Here is a 22,419-nt window from a genome sequence, read left to right as displayed (position 1 = left end):
AAATTTATTTCACGGTAACTTCGTAAAGAGTCATATTTCCATCCGGTCCGCCCTGCATGAGGCCTGAATCCGTCTGCTCCGCTGTACTTCCGGATTCATTCCATTCACTAGAAGGAATTTCAGTACCGTGGTCTTTGATCCAGGTTGTAAGCTCTGAACTTCCGCCACGGCCGCCCATTCCACCGCCAACCAGGAAATACTTCACTTTGCTGCTCTTCACCAGAGTTTCAAGCTTAGCAGTTGTATATACAGGGTCTGAACCTGAGAAACCACCCATAATGATGACAGATTCATCTTCATCAATCATATAAGGAGCCGCAGTACCATAATTCGTCGTGGCGAATAAGTACTCCTGACCTGTGTTGTTCTTCTTCAAATAAGCAAGCAGCTTGGTATTCACCTTCTGGCTTTCGCCCATGCCTCTGCCGCCTTGACCCGCATTCGATCTGCTGTCGTTCTGGGCTGCAGAACCCGGTGAAGTATCTGATGGTGTAGTGTTATTCGCTGAATCTCCCCCTGCGGGGATACCGGTTGAGCCGCTTCCGGAATTCATTCCAGGCGGAGTCATATCGCCAAACGGTCCGTTCGCGCCTCCAGGGAATCCCATCCCCCTCATACCGCTGGATGTTCCAGGCCCGGCCTGCGGGATCATGCTGTTAAGTCCATACGTAAGCGGAGTCCATGCCCAGAATACCGGCCCAATCATCAGTACCAGGAATCCGGCCACCGCCGCGGTATGCTTCCATGATTTCTCCTGTCTGCGGATGTAGACAAGCACCCCTGCAGCCACAATGCCGGCTGTCGCTATGGCGATAGACCATCCAGTTCCGATGGTGCTGTTATACGCCTGAACAATGTAATATTGAAATGCGGCTGTAACGATCACGGCTGCCGGAAGCAGCCAGGACTTCCAGCCGCTCCGTTCGCGGTAGGAGGTCCACATTGCAGTCCAGCCTGCGCCAACCAGCGCCGCAATCGGAGCAGCGAGCATGATCAGATAATAATGATGAAAGAAACCCGCAATGCTGAAGAACACCATAACCGGCCCAAGCCAGGCCAGCCAGAACAAGGCTTCTTTATGCTTCTCTGTAATGCTGTTGCGGCGAATCCCTGCGAACAGGGCAACGAGGCCGAACAATACAAAGGGCAGTAGCCAGCTGGCCTGACCCGAGAGTTCAGTCTGGAATAGGCGCAGCGGACCCGGGGTTCCTGTTCCGAACATGCTTCCCATACCTCTGCTGCCATCATTTCTGCCATTCTCACCAAAAGGCGGCATGCCTTGGCCGTTCCATCCACGGCCGCCGTCGTCCTGATTCATGCCGGCCTGTGGAGCCTGGTTGTTAGCTGACAGGGCTGTGTTCGACTGATTGTTGTTCGCTTGAGTACTATTTGTTTGACCAGATCTTGATTGAGCACCGCTGTTCGATGGAGCATTGTTCGAAGGATCGCTGTTCAATTGAGTACCATTGGATGGACCATTGCTCGCCTGGGCGGACCCGGACTGATTCATTCCTGAAGAACCCCCACCGCCTGCATTCCCCATACCTGTCTGACCCGGATTCTCTCCGTTGAAGCTGCCTCCTGGAGGCGTTCCAGCGCCCATGCCGCCTTGATTCCCGGTCAGACGGGATACGCCATTATAACCAAATGCCAATTCAAGAACCGAGTTGGTCTCACTGCTTCCGATATAAGGTCGCTTGTCTTTCGATATGGAGTCCACGGTAACCGCCCAGGACAGGGATACGACCATGAGAACCGCAGTGCAGCCGGCAAGTATACTCACCTTTCTTTTCCAGCTGGCTTTGACGGCAAGAAGATAGAATAAGTAGAATGCGGGAAGAACCATATAAGCTTGGAGCATCTTCATATTGAAACCAACGCCGACCATGGCAAAAGCGCCAAGCAGATTCCATATACGATTCCGCCGGATCCCCCGGAACAGCAGCCAGGCTGCAAGCAGCAAAGTAAATACCAACATACTGTCAATGTTATTGGTTCTGCTTACAGCTACGGCTACCGGCATGCAGGCCATGACAAGCGCCGCAATTCTGGCCGATGCCAGTCCAAAGGTTGGCCTCACCAAGAAGTAGATGAGCAGCACCGAGCCAATCCCGGCAAGCGCTTGAGGCAGAATTACACTCCAGCCATGAAGACCGAAGATATAAGCACTGATCGTCTGAATCCAGAAGGTAACCGGAGGTTTGTCCACGGTCACTGAGCCAGCCGAGTCAAGCGACCCATAGAAGAAGTTGTGGAAATTCTGAAGCATACTTGCGACAGCTGTTGTGTAGTAAGTGTTGGCATACTGATCATTCCAAATGCCATACAAATTCAGAAAAGCTGCTAGCAGCACGATAAGAATCAGAAGCTTATCCGTGCACATTTTCTTTAATAGTTTCATATTCCAAATCCACTCCCTTGATTAACCTGCACTAATTGTGCCATCCTTAACTGAAGTGAAATTGAGTGCTGGCTGAATGCTAGCTGAATGTTTAAGTCCAGCGCCTAATCAGGCGTATTTTTCAGACAAATTTCAGTTAAATAACCGATAATACAATAGGAATGCACCTGCCAGAACTGCTTCAGAGAGAGGAAGAACCTAGATGAAACCAACCAAGGGAATCAAAATATTACTCGTTGACGATGAGCCGCATATTCTGCAGTTTCTTGAAATGGGTCTTAGTAATGAGGGATTCGAGGTACAGACGGCACCCGATGGAGCGATTGCGGTAGAGGTAGCCGTCGACTTCAAGCCGCACGTAGTGATCCTCGATGTGATGATGCCCGAAATGAACGGCTTCGAGGTGGTTAAGCAAATGAAAGCTGATGGCAATAATGTGGGCATTATTATGCTCACTGCCAAAGACGAGGTGGAGGACCGGGTTAAAGGATTGACTTTGGGAGCGGACGACTACATGGTCAAGCCCTTCAGCTTTGATGAACTGCTGGCGCGGATCCAGGCACGCCTGCGCAATCAGTTTCCTGATTTGCTGGGAGAAGTCACGCAAGGTCCATTCCGCATTGATGACCGCAGAAAAGAAATCATTTACAATGACAAAGCTCTTGAGCTATCTCCTACAGAATATGAGCTGCTCAAATTCATGATCATGAACTACGGGATTGTGCTCAGCAAGACGCTGATTCTGGACCGGGTCTGGGGATATGACTTTGGCGGGGAAGAGAATATCGTTGAGGTCTATATTCGCTCACTTCGAGAGAAGCTCGGTGACAAGGAGCACAAGCTGATCCGTACGCTCCGCGGTGTAGGATACCGGGTAGATCTGCCATGATCAAGAAAGCCCGAAAGTTCATCCGTAATCGATTAGTACCGGGCTCTCTGCGTTCCCAGCTGCTCGTACGTTCCTTGTTCATCCTTGCGGCCCTGCTGATTCTCATCGGCGGTCTACAGTACTGGCTGATGAGAGACTTCCTTTACCAGAGTCGTGCTGAGGGAATGCGGGCACAGATCATGTCCATTCCCAAAGGGTTACTTCGTACCACCCAAGGAGAGATCTTCCCTGATTCGGATCATGAGGAACAAGAGAAAAATCATAATGCATCGAATTCCTCTGCATCAGATTCCAGTATGGAGCGGGAGGGACGTCCTTTTGTATTCAGAGAAACCTCCCTTGCCTTAATTAATACTGACGGAAGCTTTACCGACATCTCGGGGGAGTTTGGAATGAAGTCCCCACAGCTGTCTGCTGCAGAATATACAGCGCTCATGACTAATTATCAGGATTACCATGCTCATAAGAATTACGTAATCGCGCAGGATTCTACTGGAGAAGAGCAGCTGATTGTATTCAGTCCAGCCGGTCCTCCCAGCGAGTCCAAGGGCCTTCTCCAAATGGGCACAAGTACGGCTCCGCTGCAGGAGCAGCTGCTTCAGCAATTGCTAATCTTTGTCGTGCTGTCCTTTCTCGCACTAGCCGGGGGTGTAGTTCTCTATATTCCTGTGCTTCGCCGAACGCTTGTCCCGCTGTCACGAATGGTTGAGGTTGTTCAGCAGACCGATGCCGGGAATCTGGCGGAGCGCTTCCCAACGGCTCAGGGCCAGGTTGAAATTGACCGCTTGTCCACTTCTTTCAACGGCATGCTGGAAAGGCTCGAGCTGTCCTTTGAAGCAGAGCGGGAGTCCAAAGAACTGATGAGACAATTTATTGCGGATGCCTCTCACGAGCTCCGTACACCGCTTACCTCCATTCACGGCTTCCTGGAAGTGCTGCTTCGCGGAGCTGCTGACAACCCGCAAAAGCTGCAAGCAGCCCTAACCAGCATGCATGGAGAATCCAGACGCATCAACAAGCTGGTCGAGGACCTCCTCCTGCTCACGAAGCTGGATCAAGCCCCTCAGCTCCAATTAACCGAGGTACGGCTCGATGCCCTTCTGCGGGAAATGGAGCCTCAACTGCTCATGCTTGCTGGCCAGCGGAATGTACGCTTTGACCTGACTGCCCATGTGAGAACGGCAGCTGATCCGGATAAGATGAAACAGGTCGTACTCAATTTATTTCATAATGCAGTACAGCATACGCACGAGAACGAAGGGGTTATTACGGTATCCCTGAATGTCTCGGGGGAACATGCCGAATTGACCGTCCAGGATAATGGCAGCGGCATAGATCCCGAGCATCTCCCTCATATCTTTGACCGGTTCTACCGGAGCGAATCGTCCAGAACCCGCAAATCTGGCGGCGCGGGTCTGGGTCTCTCCATTACCAGGTCTATCATTGAAGCTCACAAAGGAACCATCTGTGCCCAGAGCAAGCCCGGCCGCGGAACTTCATTTCATATCACGCTGCCGACCGTTCAATAGAAATGTTAACAACCCTTACCGGACATCCGGCAGGGGTTGTTTTTTATTGACTAAAACAAACGACATACCCCTTTAACCCCCTCCAAATTCCCAAAATTACTTAAAATCAACCGCCTTACAGCCGATATAAAAAATATACATAATATTCGACAAAATTATCATGATTCGACAAAAGCAAAAATGACGGGTTAGGAGAATGAGTGTGTCTTTTCGATTACGTACTTTTTTCACGATCGCCCTTTCCGGGTTGATTGTAATATTAACGGCCGTGTTAAGCCTGGTTATCGGCAGAGAATCTTCCAAGGAAATTGAGAACACGATCGGTTCCTCTCTGGCTGAAGTGTCTTACCAGATGGCTGAGAAGCTGGACTATTTCATGTGGTCCCGGGCCGGTGAAGTTCAGATGCTAAGCAAGCTTGATACTTTCCGGGACGCCAAAAGTCCAAGTGATATGCGGAGACTCCTGGATGAATTGAAGAGGAGCTTTCCGGTCTTTACCTGGGCCGGATTCACCGATCCAAGCGGTAAGATTCTGGCATCCACAGATGGAATTCTGACCGGGGTGAATGTGGCAGAACGTCCCGTGTATAAGAATGCGCTCAAGCAAACGTTTATCGGCGATGTACACGATGCCAAGCTGCTGGCCAAGCTGATCCCTCATCCGAGCAATGAACCCCTGCAGTTCGTTGATATCAGCACCCCGGTATATGGCAGCAACGGGAAGCTGGTTGGCGTGTTGGCCGCACACTTGAGCTGGGAATGGTCTAGGGAAGTGGAGAAGTCTATTCTTTCACCCCTGAAGAATCGTCTGAATGATCTGAGCATTATCGTAGTTAGCAAAAAGGATAATACCGTTATCCTGGGCCCAGCAGACATGCTGGGTAAACCTCTTAAATCGGACCTCCTTGCTCATACGCAGTCCGGTGAGAATCATTGGAAGACCGAGACGTATGCGGACGGTAAATCCTATTTGACTGGATACGCTTATGGAAAAGGCTACTTGTCCTATCCGGGACTTGGATGGTCCATTCTGATTCGCCAACCGGTGGAGATCGCTTTTGCCTCTACGGATCATCTGCGTCTTACCATTCTAATTACTGGGGTTATAGCGGCTGCCATATGCGCTATTCTCGGATGGTTGATTGCCGGCTGGGTTGCACGACCGCTGAACTTAATCGCCAAGGCGGCCGACCAGCTGCGGAAAGGCGAAGCTGCCGAAATCCCTCATTACAAGCGGATTTATGACATCGATGTGTTATCCTCTTCTCTGCGGAATTTGGTGGCGGATCTCACTCATACCGAGGACAAGCTTGGTGAAATGTCTGTGCTTGCCATGCATGACAAGCTGACAGGGCTACCCAACCGTATCGCGCTCAGCGACTATCTGTCGCAGGCCCTGCGTGAGGTCACAGGGAAAGCCTCTACCCTGACGATCCTCTATATGGATCTCGACGGCTTCAAAGCGATTAATGATTCGCTCGGGCATCAGGCCGGTGACGTTCTGCTTCAGAAGGTCGCAGAGCGCCTGAAGGACATCGTCCGGGAAGATGAGCTGGTCTGCCGAATGGGCGGCGATGAATTTGTTATTGTCTTATGTACTTCTGTGCAAAAACCAATGATCGAAGCCACTGCCGTCGCTAACCGAATTATCAAATCGATCAATGAACCTTTCCATATTGATGGCCAGACGGTAACCGTTGGCTGCAGTATAGGGGGCGCCCTATACCCGGTGGACAGCCCTGATCCGGTGGAAGTTCTTAACCAGGCTGATGAAGCCCTGTATCTGTCCAAAGGGGCAGGCAAGAACTGCGTAACCTTTATTTCGAGCAGCAGTTTAGGTAAGATTTCTTAATCAAACATCATATCCACCACAACGAAGAACCCCCTGCCGGATAATAAGGCAGGGGGTTCTTGCTGCATGTCACCCCCATACGGGTGACATGTCATTCGTCACTTTGGACAGGCCAGTTGGGAGACAGGCCTGTCCTCTATATATAAGGTGAAGAAGAGGGATGCCCTAAATATACATCCCCTAACTTAAATGAACCTTATATAAATCTGAAGAACAGATTAAAATTGTAAAATCAGTTCGTGCAGAATTTAATTTGAACCTTTTGCAGGAAAGTTGCCAATATCTATTGTAAGACCCGATTGGAGGCCGGCCCGATGGAGGACATAGAGATACACCCTTGGCTTATCCGGATGAGTCAAGGAGATGAAGAAGCATTTCAGATGATCTATCAATTAACAAAAGACCATGCTTACAGATTAATCTACTATCTTGCTTCAGACAAACAGGAAGTAGGAGATCTGATGAGTGAGGTGTATATGGAACTCATGAAAAGTCTGGATAATTATCAACAAGATCAAAAATTCAGTTCATGGTTCAATGGTCTAATCATCAGACAAGTACGAAATTGGCAGCGAAAAAGCTGGTTCCGGTTTCGCATTATTGAGAAGCTAAAATCAGTAACCTCCTTCGACATGACGGACAGGGATTCGGAGCTTCGAACGGCCGTCTTATACAGCCGCATGGAGCTGCTTCCGATACTGGAGGCATTACCGCTGAAGTTTAAAGAAATTATCGTTCTTAGATACTATCAGGATTGTTCATTGGAAGAAATATCTGATCTGCTAAAAATTCCGTTAGGCACTGTAAAATCCAGACATCACCATGCCCTCAAACACATGCGCAAACACTTTAAAATTCAGGATCAGAGAAAGGAGATGAATGGATATGTCCATGGAAAATCAGCTCAAAAATGAGTTTCACCAAAACTCAAAAAATATCGTTCCTCCTCCTTCTCTGGATTCTAGAATCATGGCGATATACCGGGAGAGCCTGGCGGCAAAAAAGGAGAAGAAACAAATGAAGAGATTATGGAAGTTACCCAATATCGCAGTAATCGGTTTATTATTTGTTCTATTGTGCGGCTTCGCTTTGGCGGGTGGCAAACTTCTTTTCCAAGAAGAGCTAGGGAATGTGAAAATTAATTACACAGCAAATGAGGAAGTAACGCTGGATAGCGGCCTATTGGAGAAAATGCGCCATTCTCTAAGTGAAGTTAAAGCTAAGTTGAACAAGGGGGAGACCGCCGTCTTATACTTCGCAGAGCTTGGAGCGAATAGATACGCATTTCAATCGGTATCGAATCCGGAAGTCGTTAACGACCTAGACAGCTGGAGCAGAACAGTGTCTCATCAGAATCCTACCGAACACATTCCAGAGTCTCTGCCTGGATCATTCAAGTTCGCCCAGGGAATGGAGTCACCTGCCTATGGGGCTTTTATCGATAGTGCTGCCTTTAAACTTCTGGATGACATGAAAGTCGAAAGCAAACAGACGGGAAAAGATGTGGTTTGGCGTAAAACAGCTGTAAAGTCAAAGCCGGTTTTTAATTTTTACACTTCCTTATACCGCAATGCGGAGCAGCAGACGATCTATTATACTTTGCAGATTCCAAATGAAAAAGTTAGGATGGAGGGAATTACCTCCCCTACATCCGTGTATGAAGATCTGAACATTCATGGGCATCCAGCTCACTACACCTTGGACAATCAATCTTTATACGGGGCCAGCAAGATCGCTCAGTACATCCTATGGATGGAGGAAAAAGGAGATCAGACCCTCATTTATCAAGTCGGAACAGACTCTCCAACTGTTACAAAACAACAATTAATCCAAGCGGCTCAGAGCCTATAATAGCTGATTAATTCCGCTGCAGCGCAGTCTTAAGTAGACTTGAATATACAGTAAAGGGCACCTGATAGTTCAGGTGCCCTTCTCTTCTATTTAATTACACCTGCAAAGGCCAGACGGAAATCGGTACCCGTACAGGATTCCGCGCTGCCGTGAATGACTTCGATCTCGATCTCATGTGGACCCTCGGTCAGATCATCCGCGATCACCAACAGCCGGAACCATCCTTCGTCACCGACCCAGGAAGGCCGGTCACGGGAGGAAATCTTCCACTCTCCCCCATCCAGGCGGTACTTGAATTCTGAGGAGGCTTTGCCGAAATCAAAGCCAAGCGCAAGGCCGCGCCCCTCGAACTCAAAGGATAACTTGGCTCCCACCGCTGCGGTCTCCAGCACACGGTCAATCCATTCGAGATTCACCCACCTGCGGATAACCCAGGGTCCCTGCCACTTCATGTTCTCAAAGGGGACATGTTCTACCCGTTCCCAATTGTTCGGATTCAGCGGATCAGGACGGTTCCATGTGCTGGAACCGGGTGTTGAACCGTTATTTAGTCCGTTGTCAGATCCGTAATTGAGTCCGGATTCTGATTCCGGTTGTGTTCCCAGCTCAAACTCCGGTTTAGCTCTAAGATCAGATCCTGAACCATATCCAGATTCAGTTTCGGGCTCTGCTCTCAGTTCAGCCCCAGGTTCATCTCTAGCAGGCTCCGCCTGTCGCTCCACCAATTCCCGTTCGAGGAATTTGATCACACTGTGCGCATAGCTCAAGCTTCCGCGCTGAGTCGGATGCAGACCATCCGGGAGCCACTCCTGCCATCTCATCCGGCCCTTCTGCACTTCATCCAGGGCATATCTCCCCATCCAGATGGAGCCGAGACCATAATGAACACCGAGCTGTTCAAGCTCGGCAATGGAATCGGGCACTTCTCCGTTCATCATAGCTTCATACATTTCCTGCATGTAAGTATAGGTAAGTACAACATCGCGGCCTTCTCCTGCCAGCAGCTGGCGGATCAGTCCCTCGCGCGTCCGGCCGCGCTTCTCCTGTGGTTCTCCGTAATCATTCACCGCATATTCCACGAAGACCAGATCAGCGCCCCGGTCAATCAAGTCCCGCTCTGCACGGAACACAGCCAGATCACTACCCGTAGCTCCAATAGCGGCATTCTCTACCTTCAGGGTAACCTGCGGAAATACTTCCGAGAACCAGGCTATAACCGGCTCCGGCCAGTTGTGACGAGGCCGTGCATCCGTGATGGAGCCTCCGATAAAACCAAGCGTGAGCGTACCTTCGCCGATCCGCTGCAGGGTCCGCTCCAGCCGTCTGCGATGATTCCAAATCTGTGTCATGAAAGAAACCCTCTCTCCCTGTTATAGCGTAGACATTACCTGAAATAATCGGTCAGACAGATAAGGTAGATACTCATGTCCATATTCATGGTACAGCAGTACGTCCTTCTCCGACTGAATTTTGTTATACGCAGCAAACTGGGTTGAAGGTGGACAGATGGGATCACTTAGTCCCGTGATCCAAAGCACTTTGGCCTGAATCCGGTCAGCCAAATTCTGAATGTCGATATAGCCAAGTCGATTGAACACCTCGTCCTCCCGCTTATGGTTTGGGTCGAACATGCGGAAATAGTAGACGAGCTCTTCATAAGCACTGCTTGTAATATTCGTCTCCCATGCCCGCTTATAGTCAGACAAGAAAGGGTGCACAGGAACAAGTGTCTTCACACGCGGCTCAAGTGCAGCACAAGCGACAGCTAGGGCTCCGCCTTGGGATTGACCGTACACGCCGATCCGTTCAGGATCAACCTGATCCATGCTCATCAGAATGTGGACTGTCTGCACCGTATCCAGGAATACATTCCGGTAGTAGAGTTTATCTGGATTCGGATCATCGAGTCCGCGAATAATGTGGCCCCGGATTGTCGTGCCTTTCACATTCAAATTATCCTCGGACAGGCCGCCCTGACCCCGGCAATCGAGTGCCAGAACGGTAAAGCCATGCGCCGCATAGCCTGCCTTCTCCAGCCAGTCTCCGCTATCGCTGGAATATCCGTGGAATATAGCAAATCCAGGACCTTTCCGACCCTCATGCCGTCTGGGTCTGGCCAGCTTGCAGTGCACTCTCGCCCCGCCTACACCTGTGAAATACAGATGAAAGCACTCGGCAAGCTCGGTCTGGAACTCCGCAGGCACAAGCTCATAATCTTTGCCCTGCTCCGCGAGCTCCTTAAGGCCGCGTTCCCAGTACTGATCAAAGTCATCCGGTCTCGGACTTCTTCCCATATAAGTCTTCAAATCTTCTATCGACATTTCAAAAGCCATATCCATTCTCCTCCCTATGCATAAACAGCCCGTCTGAGACGGGCTGTCTTGATCATCTTGTTAAAGCTTCGTTCATATAAAATGAACCGGAATACCTAATGGGAAAGGCAGGAGCAACGGAGGGGAAGTTTGGAACTGAAGGAGCGTGAGCGATCGCCTTGATCTCCGGATTTCAACCGCTAAGGCGGTTTCATTCAGAAATCTGGAGATCACAGCGGCCGGAAGTCCAAACATTCACTGGAGTTGCTAACTATCCTGACTCATTGCAATTTTCAGTTCATTTCATATAGAATTCCTTAACAATCTTCTCGGCAGGCTTGCCATAGACGCTGTAATCATCGTTGGTGGAAGCTTCAGCTTCGTCGTACAGAAGATGACGCCAATCCCACAGGCCGAAGCCCTCTACCCACGATCTGCGGCTGGTTTTGTCGAACATATCCTGATAGAAATCCGCCTGCTCCTTGAGATTCACATCTCCCTCAAGCCCCCAGTCGTTCGGAATCTGGGAAGAACCCGTACGGCTTGGGCACCCTGCTTCCGCAAAGAAGAAGGGCTTCTGGAACGGAGCAATAATCTTCTCGATCCGATCAAGCTGATTATCCCAGTCGCCAAGCGGATAATAACCGCTGGAAGAGATGACATCTACAGCATCCCACCAGCTGACATTACCTTCCTGATACTTATCTGTATTATAAGTGACTGGCCCGTGATAATGTTCGCGGATCTTCGCGATACACTGACGCCATTCATCCGCGCGCCGCTCCGTCTGAACCATTTCGCAGCCGGCAATATACATCTCGCAGCCGGTCGCCTGTGCAATGGCTGCATAGTGCTCCTGGTAGTCCGTGTAGCTGGCGAACCAATCGCGCCATTTCGGCTCACATGGAACATCCAGATCGAAGAAATTGATATGCGCTCGCCACGTGCCGTCTTTGACATTTACCGTGGGCTTAAGGATCGTCTTGAACCCTAACGTTCTTGCATACTGAATCATATCGATAAGCTCTTCGTCGTCTACGATATGCTGTCCCTTGTAATCAATGCTCGTAGACTGCGGGGTATCCTGAAGTGCAGCTAGTGCAAAAATAACATGGGTTGTGCCCGTTCTCTCCTGGAGAAGTCTAAGCGACTCCTTCGCTTCCGGCTTCAGAAAATCTCCCTTGCGTGCCATCCAGCCGTAAGTAAATCCTTTGATGTAATCCATTCCTGGCAGCACTCCTTATTTACATAATCCCGATTTCGTGATCGTCTCCTACCACTTCATTAGTTTCTTTTACGTAATTGATAATTTCGTCTACAGTTGTGTAAGCTACACCTACATAAGTATCTGCTGCGCCGTAATAGATCGCGATTCTGCCTGTAGCCGCATCATGAAGCGTCGCACAAGGGAAGACCACGTTATCCACAAAGCCTCTCTCCTCATACCATTCTTCTGGAGTAAGTACATAAGTGCTGGAACGGTACTTCACTTTGGATGGCTCATCCTTATCGAGAATGACGGCACCCATGCTGTAGACAAGCCCGTTACAGGTTCCGGTTACGCCGTGATAGAACATCAGCCAGCCTTCGGAAGTTTCAATCGGAGCCGGTCCGCCGCCGATCTTAACGGACTGCCACCAGCCATCTCCACCTTTGGACATCACATGGCGGTGTTTGCCCCAGTATACAAAGTCCGGGCTCTCACTGAGGAATACATCACCAAACGGAGTATGACCGCTGTCACTTGGACGGGACAGCATAACGAAATTGCCATTAATTTTTCTTGGGAAAAGAACGCCATTACGGTTAAACGGAAGGAATGGGTTCTCCAGACGTACAAAAGTTTTGAAATCATCGGTCTTCGCTACACCAATAGCTGCCCCGTAGAAATCAGTGCACCAGATAACGTAGTAGGAATCCTCTACCTTCACCAGGCGTGGATCATAAGCATAACGCGGCTGGAAAGGCTCTCCCTGCTCATTCACGAATTCAATGCGCTGTTCGTCAATCGTCCAGTTAAGTCCGTCTTCACTAGTTCCCATATGAAGGTGAGGACGACCATTAATCGTCTCAGCTCTAAATACCCCGATGAATCCGTCGCCATAAGCTACAACCGCACTATTGAAAATACGGGCAATTCCCTTAGCCGGATTTCTCTTCACAACTGGGTTCTCGGAATGGCGCCATACAGGACCTACGCTGCCTTCCGGCTTATCCTCCCAAGGCATTTTGCTAAGGTTCTCTCCAATGATCTGATATTGTCCCATTTTAATTCTCCTTTGGTTATCTATATATTTTATAAGTGCTTCGATTACTTAACTGAACCTTGAGAAAAGCCGTTATAGATGTATTTTTGCAGGGAAACAAACGCAATGGTAATCGGAATGATCGAGATAATGATTGCCGCTGAGATGACTTCCCACTGCGATCCGTAAGGTCCCTTGAACTTAAAGAGTGCCGTTGAGACCACTTGCAGCTCTTGGCTCGGCATATACAGGAACGGCGTGTAAAAGTCGTTGTAAATGTTAACCCCTTTGACGATGATGACCGTCACAATAGCAGGAGCCAGCAGCGGAAGAATGATTCTGAAGAAAATCGTGAAGTATGAAGCTCCATCAAGCATGGCCGATTCATCCAAAGACTCTGAAATGGAATCCAGGAACTGCAGGAAGATGTAAACCGCGATAATGTCTGTACCCAAATAGAGCAGAATCGGTGCAAAGCGTGTATCAACCAAGTGCAGGAAATCGATAATTTTAAAAGTTGCTACTTGCGTAGTTACGCTTGGAATCAGGGTTGCCAGCAGGAAAGCGCCCATAAGCAGCTTGCTTCCGCGGAATTTGAACCGGCTTAATACAAAGGCGATCATTGAGCCAATAAGCGTAGCACCCACAATAGATACGATAACGATGAAGATGGTATTGGCGAAACCAAGCAGCATTTTTCCGTCTATGAACGCTTTCTTGTAGTTGGCAAAATTGAACCAGTCCGTTGGAGGCTGCAGCGGACTTGAATTCGCGTATTCCTGCCCCGTCTTGAGGGAAGCGAACAGGACAACTACGATCGGAATAAGCACCACAAAAGCAGCTATGATCAAAGAGAGGTATTTAAATATGCTTGCAGCCGTGTATTTGAGTTTATACATATTTAATCCTCCTTCTTGGACAGCAAGTTCTGAAGTATGGTGACAATTACTACAATGAAGAGCAGTACGACAGCCATTGCAGATGCAAGTCCAAGCTTACTGAATTTAAATGCTACGTCGACAGTCTGGATTACGAACGTATTACTTCCGTTGGAACCGCCTGTCATAATGTATGGAATATCGAAGGCGCTGATCGCACCGCTAATGCCGAGAATTAGGTTAAGCTGAACGATACGCTTGATACTTGGAATGATAATATGGCGGAATTGATGCCATTTGTTCGCTCCATCGATATCGGACGCTTCATATACGTCTTTACCTACTGAGGAGATCGCCCCGAGGAAGATAATAAAGTTAAAGCCCATATATCTCCAGATGGAGGCTCCAGCGAGTGAGACGTTGATAATATTCGGGTTAAGAAGCCAGCCTTGTGAGAGACTGCTAAGTCCCAGGAAGTTCAGGATCGTATCCAGCGTTCCGTCCGGCTTGAAGAAGAAGAGGAAGATAAATCCGATAGCAACCCCATTAAGCAAGGAAGGAAAGAATAGGACGCCCTTGAAGAAGTTCTTGGCGCGAACCTTGAAGCTTAGGATCGTTGCAAAATATAACGCGAGGCCCATTTGAACAAATGTGGCTACAAAATAGTACAAGCTGACTTTAAAGACGGTGAAATATTTTGGATCCGTGAAAATGGTTTTGTAGTTCTTGAAGCCGACCCATTTATAATGGTCGCTGTATCCATTCCAGTTCGTAAAGCTGTATTTAAACATGTTGATCACCGGCAGATAGGCAAAAGTGAACAATAAAACGACCGGTATCAGGGAGAAGGCTATAATGATTAATTTTCTCTGATTTTTATAGCTCATATTTTTGAACACCACTCACACCTCCAATAGTCCCTGCCTCCCTATAAGGAAGAGAAGGAAAACGAACACACAGTTCGTTTTCCTCATCTCCTCATGAGAAGCTATTTCTGATAATTTCTCTTATTCACTAGCAACAGATGCACGTGATGCTTTCCACTTATCATTCAGATCTTTCATGATGTCATCATAAGATTCTTTCTTGTTACCGATAGCCGCTTCGATAATACGTTTCTTGAAGTCAGGCTGCCAGAGACCAATTTCAGAGTCTTTATCGATTTTGTCTACAAGACCTTCTTGACCTGCTTTAGCTGGTGTTTGGAACTTGAATTCAACATCTGTGCCTTCAAATTGCTTCAATGTAGCAGGAAGCTCAGCGCCCACAGCAGGGCTCATACCGCCGCCTTCAGTTGTTGGATAAGTGGATTTGTTAATGAACCAGTCAATCCAGGCTCTAGCTGCTTCTTTATTGCTGCTCTTGGAGCTGATACCAATGGTGTAGTCATCCGCAAGTGGCATGATAACTTTCTCAGCATTGGTTGGGAAAGGCATGAATCCGATATCTTCAGGAGTCTTGCTTAGACCTTGGATTTGTCCGATAGCCCAAGATCCGAGAACCATAGTACCGATTTTGCCATTAGCCAGATCTGCTTTAGAAGTTTCCCAGTCAGTCGTTGTAGGATCTTTCTCGATCAGACCTTTTTGAGCTACATCGTACATTAATTTGTAGAGTTCATAATGTGGTGAACCCTTAACAAAGTTGTCGTCTGTGTTGGCTTGGGTAATGTTAACGTAGTCCACGTTACCAGCTACAGTTGTCAGATCAGCTTCCCATTGAGTTAAAGGCCAACCAGCTGCATAGTTCGTATAGAGTGGAACCGCAGCACCTTTGTCTTTAATCTTCTGGAGAGCTGCCAGGAATTGATCAGGAGTTTTTGGAACTTCTGTAACACCTGCATCTGCGAATACTTTCTTGTTGTATACAAGACCGTTGAAGTTAATTGTTGTTGGAATTCCGTAGACTTTGCCGTCTACTGTTCTTTCTTCCAAACCGTTGTATTGCTTCTTCATATCATCGTAGTTACCAAGTGGCTCGAAGAATTGAGGTGTGTCAGCCAGCGGAATGCTGGTTGGCAGCAAGAGCACATCACCGTAGTCGGAAGAGTTCATACGAACTTTAATTTGTCCTTCATAATCAGACAGCGCTTGGAATTTAACATTGATGTTTGGATATTCTTGTTTGAATTTCTGAGCGTAATCCTTGAACACAGTATCCACGATATCTGTTTTTTGTGTGATTACTGTGATGTCCCCTTTAAGGTCTTTACCAGTTGCAGCAGTTCCGGTTGTTCCGGTGTTTGTGCTGCCAGTGTCCTCACTTTTAGAGGATGAACAACCTACCATTGCAAAAACCAGGAGCGCCGACATAAGTCCTAATAGCATTTTACGTCTTTTCACTTTATGAAACCCCTTTCTTTAACCTTTATAAAGTTATCGTTTAAGTTACAACTTGATCTTACAATGATACCGCTTTCTCGTCAATCCATTTTTTTAGGTTTCTTGTTAGGTTTTTTTAAACACTCAAAAAACCCCTTATATATCAAGGGTTTTTAAGATTCGCGCTGTTTCTTCTTCCATCTTTTGTGGGTTTATTATTATGTCAAAAGTTACTTTATTTTATTCTCCCCTCTTTCATTGACAAAGGATTTAAGGATTATTAGAATGATATTATAAGTTAACGGTAAACATTGTTAAGTAACTTAACTTGCAGTTATGCTAAATCCTTTGTAAGTCTGAGATATTACCATGTGAAGATGCACGATTTGATCTTTATAATTAACAAGTTAGCTAGTATACTAAAGAGTGATATTTAGATGATTCTGGAAATTGAGTGCAGGAGTGATAGGTGGTGATCGGATGAAGAACAATGTTACTATGCGGGATATAGCCATGAAACTAGGCGTTAGCAGTGTTACAGTCTCCAAGGCCCTGGGGGATAAAGAAGGGGTTAGTGACGAATTAAAGGCTAAGATCAAGCAGGTTGCGGCTGAGATGAACTACCGGTACAATACAGCGGCTAAGTCAATGAAAGAGGGTCTTTCTTACAATATTGGCGTTATTATTCCGGAGCGATTCACCGGGCTCGCCCAATCCTTTTACTTGAGAATATATCAGCACATCTCCAGTCTGCTGGATAGTTACGGCTACTATGGCATTCTCAACATCCTCAACAGCGAGGATGAAGAGCAGCTTAATCTCCCGAGAATTTACTCCGAGAAAAAGGTAGACGGGATCATCGTGATTGGTCAGATCAGCAAAGAATACATTGAAGTGATCGAAAACATGGATCTGCCTAAGATCTTCACCGACTTCTATGACGAACATGCGGATATCGACTCTGTCATCACGGATAACTTCTATGGTTCTTACGAAATTACGAACTATCTCATCCGTAATGGACACCGGGATATTGCCTACGTCGGTAACCTTCATTCCACCAGCAGTATTCAAGACCGCTTTCTGGGATATTATAAGTCCCTGCTTGAGCATGACATTCCGTTAAATAACAACTACATTATCAATGACCGGGATAAGCGAGGAAAGTACATCGACATCGAGATTCCAACCCCTTTACCTTCCGCTTTTGTCTGCAACTGCGATCAGGTCGCTTATCTGTTAACGGATAAGCTGAAGTCCATGGGCTACAACGTTCCAGCAGACTGTTCCGTAGTCGGATTCGATAATGATATCTATGCTACGTTGACATCCCCTTCTCTGACCACGGTTGAAGTGGACATTGAACAGATGGCAACAACCTCGGTGAATTCCATTATGCAAAAAGTAACCCAACCTAACAAGCGCTTCGGGCGCGTGCTAGTTCAAGGTAAGATTGTATATCGTGATTCGGTCAGATCACTGAACGAGAATCATGGAGACAAGGTACAATCCATTGTCGTATAGGTAATGAAAAGGCTCTCTCCCCAGGAATTTAATCCGGGGAGAGAGCCTTTTTATGTATCTAACACTTCGAACAAATCCTGTGTATGCCAAACAGCAAGTCTTCCTCTTGTCGGAGACTTGCTGTTTGGCAATTCTTAATTCATTACAACAAAGGCAGGCTTTTCACCGAGTAAGTCTAATCAATTAGCTCCAACCAGGGTAACCTCATCCATATAGACAGCGGAATCTCCTGAACCCTCGAAGGATTCCAGCTTCAGCCCCATGGATTTAACTTGATTCAGGTCCGTTACACTATCCAGAGAAAGAGTAATTGTAGCAAAGCCTGCAGAATCCACATTGGCGGTATCCGGCACTCCGCTATCGAACCAAGACCAATTGCTTCCTGTCTTGATATATAGACGGGCTTTGGCCTTGCCAGCAGAGAGCTTCACTTTAACTGTGATTGATTTAAGGCCTGTCAGATCGAGAGCCGTATCATTCTTGAGTTCAAACGATCCGGTGCCCAGGGTAAAGGTCGACTTCAATGCCTGCGCTCCTTCAGAGTGCTCAGCCGCAGTCACTTCAGGCGCAGCTGCACTGGCCTTGTTCTCACTGGAATTCAGACCCCAGCCTTGTGTGTCGCTTTCGAAGTCATACAGAATCCCTGGAGCATGTGCACTGCTGTCTGACCCAGAACCTCCGTTGGATAGAACTGGCGCCGCACTATCGTAGACAGCCTTAATGTCATCGAAATACATGGTGTTCGTTATTGTCCCGGTATAGCTGCCAACTGCATTGGTGTAAATGGAGAACTTGCTCACCGTCTTTAACAGCTCCTTGGTCAGCGGGCCTGTTGCACCATGTACAGGAACAAATTCTGCAAGATTCATTTTCTCCAAGCGAGCGTCGGTAGTTGAGGTATTCGGATAATACTCATAATCCCCCGTCTTCACATGAATCTGGATGACCAGCTTCTGCCCCTTTCCATCCGGCTTAATCCACGCCTGCAGCTGGTTGAATCCAGACCAATCTACATCGTTGAGCGTCTTGGATACCCCCGCATACCCTTGAGAGGCAAGGGTGTAATTATAGGCTATGCCGTAGTTACCGCCTTGTTTGTTGTCTGTATTCAGAGTTACCATCCCGCCATCACCTTGCGAGATATACTTGGCCGCTGCCGCATCGGAGCTGCCCATGTATCCTTCGAAATCATCCACAACTGCCGGATCTGAGGTTGGTTCCTGATACACACTGTAAAGTCCAAGATTATCTACATAGACGGAGCCATCTCCACTAAGTCCATTTCCAATCAAGGAGAATGCTAGACCTGTAGCATTGGCAGAAGCTTCTGGGTTCGTAATATCAATACTTACTGGATATACATAATAATTGCCGTCACTTGTCTTGTCCAAATCTGTCAGCTTCTTCGTGGTCATGTTCATACCGAACTTACCCGGGTCAGAATAATCCGGTGGAAGCTGCACAACAGCCTGAATACTGGCGTCCGCATTATTCGCACCAAGGCTGACAGGGATATAGGCATTAAATTTCACACGTTTGATTTCCTTGAGCATAGCCGTGTCCAGATCTGACAGTCCAAGCTTAAGCTCCTGCCAGGTGTCCGCTTGCTGCAGCCCGGCTACATCCAGCTTAAGTGCTCCACTTCCGTTGAAATCAGCGGATTTGAGGTCCATCGTCAACGTGTTGCTCGCAGACCAAGTTCCATTATTCAAGACTCCGCCAATGCCGTTGTCAAATGTGTACTGCTTCAGCAAGGCTTCCGGAACTTTGACGAAGACTTTGCTAGTCTGGTCAAGCTCTGGCTGCAGGACTCCATTCGCATTGTATACATGTACGGTAAAAGCAGCTGTTTTGCCATTTAGAGCAGCGTCTGGCGACCAGTCTGCCGTGTAATAGCTCTCTGCGGCATCCCATACCATTGGAACTTCAGTAGTAGACCCCTCCACCGAATAAGTAACCTTGGACGGATTCTCATTCAGCACTCTAGCGCGAATCTTCGTAGTAGCCGATCTCACGGTAGAGCCGTTAACCGGGGAGGCGATATGCATGAATGGCTTCTCGGTGCTGGCTTTCACTGATTTGGCGTACACATCTCCAACTTCCTTGGCAAATGCCGTATATGGATCGTTGTAGAATTTAACGAAATCAGGAAGAAGCTCATGACTGCCTAGATTACCTGCATCTTTGTAAGGAACGAATAGATTTCCGTCCAGATTAAAGTTCGCCCATGTCAGCATATAGGCGATCCGCTTCGCATTCGGATCATTCTTGATCGCATTCAGCAGCTTGGTGAACCATTCCACATCTTTGTTGCCAGAAGTCTTCATCCCCATTGGACTGTAGCCAAATTCGGAGAACGTTGCGATTTTACCCTTGGAATCTGCCAACTTGGAGATCATAGCCAGGTCGCTGACTAGGCCGCTTACGAATCCATCACTTCCTGGATTGTCTTGGTTATCGTATTGGTCCATACCCAGAATATCTACATAATCATCCCCTGGGTAAGTAGCCAGATATTTGGACTCCGTTCCGCTAAATGCACCATTTGGAGAATATACATACAGCAGGTTATGAACTTGCTTAATATCACGCAAATATTCCACGGTATATCTGTAGATTTCTACATACTCACTTTGGGTTGTAGTCTGAGCGCCCCACCAGAACCATCCACCATTCTGCTCGTGGAACGGACGGAACATAACTGGAATCAGCTTACCTTGATCATCCTTCAGATTGTTCGCAAGCTTGGCGATTTGATCAAGAAAAGCATTAAATTCCGCGTTCTTGTCTCCGCCGGGGAGAATATGCTCTACAACACTTCCTTTGGTATCATTGAAGCTTCCACCCGTTACAAAATTCGGCATATGCGAGCTGAGTGTAATGATCCCGTTCTTATTGTGAGCCTTCTTCATCAGGTCAGCCAGATTCTCGCGGCTCTGGTCTGGGTCGTTCGCAACACCCGGCTTTTCTTTCCCTTCGAGGCTCAGCGTATCCCACCCGTATACAGCAGGCAGGTCACCAACTGAGTTCAGAACGTCGGATTGTTCACCCGAGATTGTAGTCTCATTGGCAAAGGACAGCCCGACATCCGTCGCATGCTGATGGCCGAAGAGTACCTGCTTCCCGCGTGTATCCGACAAATAAGCGAACAAGGCGCGTGTCGTATCCGAAGCCTCGGCATCCACTAGATTCGCGGTTCCAACAACCGGTCCACTGTTGCCCCCGCCGCTTCCCGGTGTCGATCCATTTCCACCTGTAGAAGCAGTGCCTTGAGAAGCTCCTGTCCCTCCGCTGCCTGCGATAACTTGACCCTTATTAATACTGAAATCTCCGGGAACAGCCGGGTTTCCGTTAACTTTTACATTGCTAGCCTTAAGGATGGATTCGTTAATATTCCCTTTTGAGTCAATCGTTGTTCCAGCAGCCGTGCTTAGTATTTCAAGCTTCTTGATCGTTGTTCCGCTTTCGGCGATTAATTCCAGGATTTGATTAGCCACAACATGATCAACTGAGGTTCCTGTACCGAGCTCGAGCTTGGATTTGCTGTTCGCAACCACTTGCCCCATTGCAGTGGTGCCTGTTGCTAGCACTCTAACACTGCCTTCTTTACGATTCACATCGACATTACCCAGCGTTGAGTTACGTACGATAATCGTATGATCTCCACCCCCGGCCACAAAGGTCGTACCCTTCACAGTTACATTATCAAGTGTGACTTCGCCGTCAGCAATCCCGGAGGACAGATATAAATTCCCGGTAATCGTGGTATCCTTCAAGGTTATTCCTTCATGGTTAATAACCACATTCCCCTGGATATTGCCTCCTTGTAAGGTTCCTGCATTCGCATAATAACCTGCAACCAGCTTGTCGATCAGGGTAACAACTTCGGCCCGAGTGATCGGAGCATGGGGCTTAAATGAACCGTCTGGGTAACCGCTTACAAATGGAATCAGTGCATTCACGGCATCTTTGGCATAAGCGTTAATATCCTTTGCATCGCTAAAAGATGCCGGATTACTGCCTTTAAGTACAAACGCTCGTGCAAGGAGGGTTACTGCATCCTCACGTGTAATTTTCGTATTCGCACGTGCCTCATTGTTCTCAAACCCCTGGTAATACCCTGCTTTCTTCGCAATAGCGAGGGCGTCCGAATACCACGAATCTGCGGATACATCCGAGAATGAAGTGCCTGATTTGTCATAATAACCAAACACCTTGTTAAGTATAGTCGCGAACTCTGCTCTCGTAATCGGCTGGTCAGGATGGAACGACCCGTCTTCATAACCACGAATCAAGCCATTTGACTTCCATTTCTCAATACTCACATTAGCCCAATGCGTACTAGCTGTCGGTGATCCAGCAGACTCATTTCCTGAGGCCGCGTAGGCTGATCCAGAGGACGAAAGCAAAGAGATAACAAGCAGTGCTACGGTTGATGCGGATAACATTTTCCCCTTCTTCACGAACATACCCCTTTCAAAAACTTATTATTAAGTTAACGGTAAACTCACAAAGATTTTATATTGATAGCGCTTACTAGTCAATATTGGATCGTAAATTTAGTTGTTTTTTCACATTTTCCGTAAAATAACCTCTTTAAACTCCTTCAATATGAA

General features: G+C 47.8%; 15 protein-coding genes. 6 read left to right on the top strand and 9 right to left on the bottom strand.

Going from position 1 to position 22,419, the window contains the following annotated elements; all coding sequences use genetic code 11:
* Window positions 1–4 precede the first annotated feature (4 nt).
* Window positions 5–2,401, bottom strand: a complete 2,397-nt coding sequence (locus EJP77_RS14440; protein WP_127199957.1) for a glycosyltransferase family 39 protein — start codon at window positions 2,399–2,401, stop codon at window positions 5–7.
* Window positions 2,402–2,603: 202 nt separating this feature from the next.
* Between EJP77_RS14440 and EJP77_RS14435 the strand changes: the two genes are divergently transcribed.
* The 5 genes from EJP77_RS14435 to EJP77_RS14415 all read left to right on the top strand — a co-directional run bounded on the left by EJP77_RS14435 (window position 2,604) and on the right by EJP77_RS14415 (window position 8,522).
* On the top strand, window positions 2,604–3,290 hold the full coding sequence (locus EJP77_RS14435) for a response regulator transcription factor (protein WP_127199956.1): 687 nt from the start codon (window positions 2,604–2,606) through the stop codon (window positions 3,288–3,290).
* Entirely contained in the window at window positions 3,287–4,819 is a 1,533-nt protein-coding gene (locus tag EJP77_RS14430) for a sensor histidine kinase (RefSeq protein WP_127199955.1), read from the top strand. Before EJP77_RS14435 ends, EJP77_RS14430 begins: the two co-directional genes overlap by 4 nt.
* A gap of 202 nt (window positions 4,820–5,021) precedes the next feature.
* Window positions 5,022–6,671 carry a sensor domain-containing diguanylate cyclase gene (locus tag EJP77_RS14425; protein WP_127199954.1) on the top strand — a complete coding sequence of 550 codons (1,650 nt, stop codon included), beginning with the start codon at window positions 5,022–5,024 and terminating at the stop codon, window positions 6,669–6,671.
* 314 nt (window positions 6,672–6,985) lie between these two features.
* Window positions 6,986–7,585 carry a sigma-70 family RNA polymerase sigma factor gene (locus EJP77_RS14420; RefSeq protein ID WP_127199953.1) on the top strand — a complete coding sequence of 200 codons (600 nt, stop codon included), beginning with the start codon at window positions 6,986–6,988 and terminating at the stop codon, window positions 7,583–7,585.
* Between the two features lie 103 nt (window positions 7,586–7,688).
* A complete protein-coding gene (locus EJP77_RS14415) occupies window positions 7,689–8,522 on the top strand; it encodes a hypothetical protein (RefSeq protein ID WP_127199952.1) in 834 nt (277 codons plus the stop codon).
* 86 nt (window positions 8,523–8,608) lie between these two features.
* On the opposite strand, the gene EJP77_RS14410 is transcribed toward EJP77_RS14415, so the two are convergent.
* The 7 genes from EJP77_RS14410 to EJP77_RS14380 all read right to left on the bottom strand — a co-directional run bounded on the left by EJP77_RS14410 (window position 8,609) and on the right by EJP77_RS14380 (window position 16,300).
* Window positions 8,609–9,871 carry an SGNH/GDSL hydrolase family protein gene (locus EJP77_RS14410; RefSeq protein WP_127199951.1) on the bottom strand — a complete coding sequence of 421 codons (1,263 nt, stop codon included), beginning with the start codon at window positions 9,869–9,871 and terminating at the stop codon, window positions 8,609–8,611.
* 21 nt (window positions 9,872–9,892) lie between these two features.
* Window positions 9,893–10,855 (bottom strand): acetylxylan esterase, encoded by a 963-nt coding sequence (locus tag EJP77_RS14405; RefSeq protein ID WP_127199950.1) that lies wholly within the window; start codon window positions 10,853–10,855, stop codon window positions 9,893–9,895.
* A gap of 277 nt (window positions 10,856–11,132) precedes the next feature.
* Window positions 11,133–12,059: a glycoside hydrolase family 113 gene (locus tag EJP77_RS14400; RefSeq protein ID WP_127199949.1), complete on the bottom strand. Its 927-nt coding sequence runs from the start codon at window positions 12,057–12,059 to the stop codon at window positions 11,133–11,135.
* Window positions 12,060–12,078: 19 nt separating this feature from the next.
* Window positions 12,079–13,101 carry a glycoside hydrolase family 130 protein gene (locus EJP77_RS14395; protein WP_127199948.1) on the bottom strand — a complete coding sequence of 341 codons (1,023 nt, stop codon included), beginning with the start codon at window positions 13,099–13,101 and terminating at the stop codon, window positions 12,079–12,081.
* Between the two features lie 44 nt (window positions 13,102–13,145).
* Complete coding sequence (locus EJP77_RS14390) at window positions 13,146–13,979, bottom strand: carbohydrate ABC transporter permease (RefSeq protein ID WP_127199947.1); 834 nt, start codon at window positions 13,977–13,979, stop codon at window positions 13,146–13,148.
* Between the two features lie 2 nt (window positions 13,980–13,981).
* Window positions 13,982–14,845 (bottom strand): carbohydrate ABC transporter permease, encoded by an 864-nt coding sequence (locus EJP77_RS14385; protein WP_425464252.1) that lies wholly within the window; start codon window positions 14,843–14,845, stop codon window positions 13,982–13,984.
* 120 nt (window positions 14,846–14,965) lie between these two features.
* On the bottom strand, window positions 14,966–16,300 hold the full coding sequence (locus EJP77_RS14380; protein ID WP_127199945.1) for an ABC transporter substrate-binding protein: 1,335 nt from the start codon (window positions 16,298–16,300) through the stop codon (window positions 14,966–14,968).
* A gap of 459 nt (window positions 16,301–16,759) precedes the next feature.
* Here EJP77_RS14380 and EJP77_RS14375 point away from each other — a divergent pair, with 459 nt between their 5' ends.
* Entirely contained in the window at window positions 16,760–17,803 is a 1,044-nt protein-coding gene (locus tag EJP77_RS14375; RefSeq protein ID WP_127199944.1) for a substrate-binding domain-containing protein, read from the top strand.
* A 179-nt stretch (window positions 17,804–17,982) separates the two neighbouring features.
* Here EJP77_RS14375 and EJP77_RS14370 read toward each other — a convergent pair whose 3' ends face one another.
* A complete protein-coding gene (locus EJP77_RS14370; RefSeq protein WP_127199943.1) occupies window positions 17,983–22,272 on the bottom strand; it encodes a glycosyl hydrolase in 4,290 nt (1,429 codons plus the stop codon).
* Window positions 22,273–22,419 lie beyond the last annotated feature (147 nt).

The organism is Paenibacillus zeisoli, assembly GCF_003994465.1.
Lineage (GTDB): Bacteria > Bacillota > Bacilli > Paenibacillales > Paenibacillaceae > Fontibacillus > Fontibacillus zeisoli.
The sequence above is the reverse complement of the archived record's forward strand: the minus strand, read 5'-3'. Positions and strand labels throughout refer to the sequence as shown.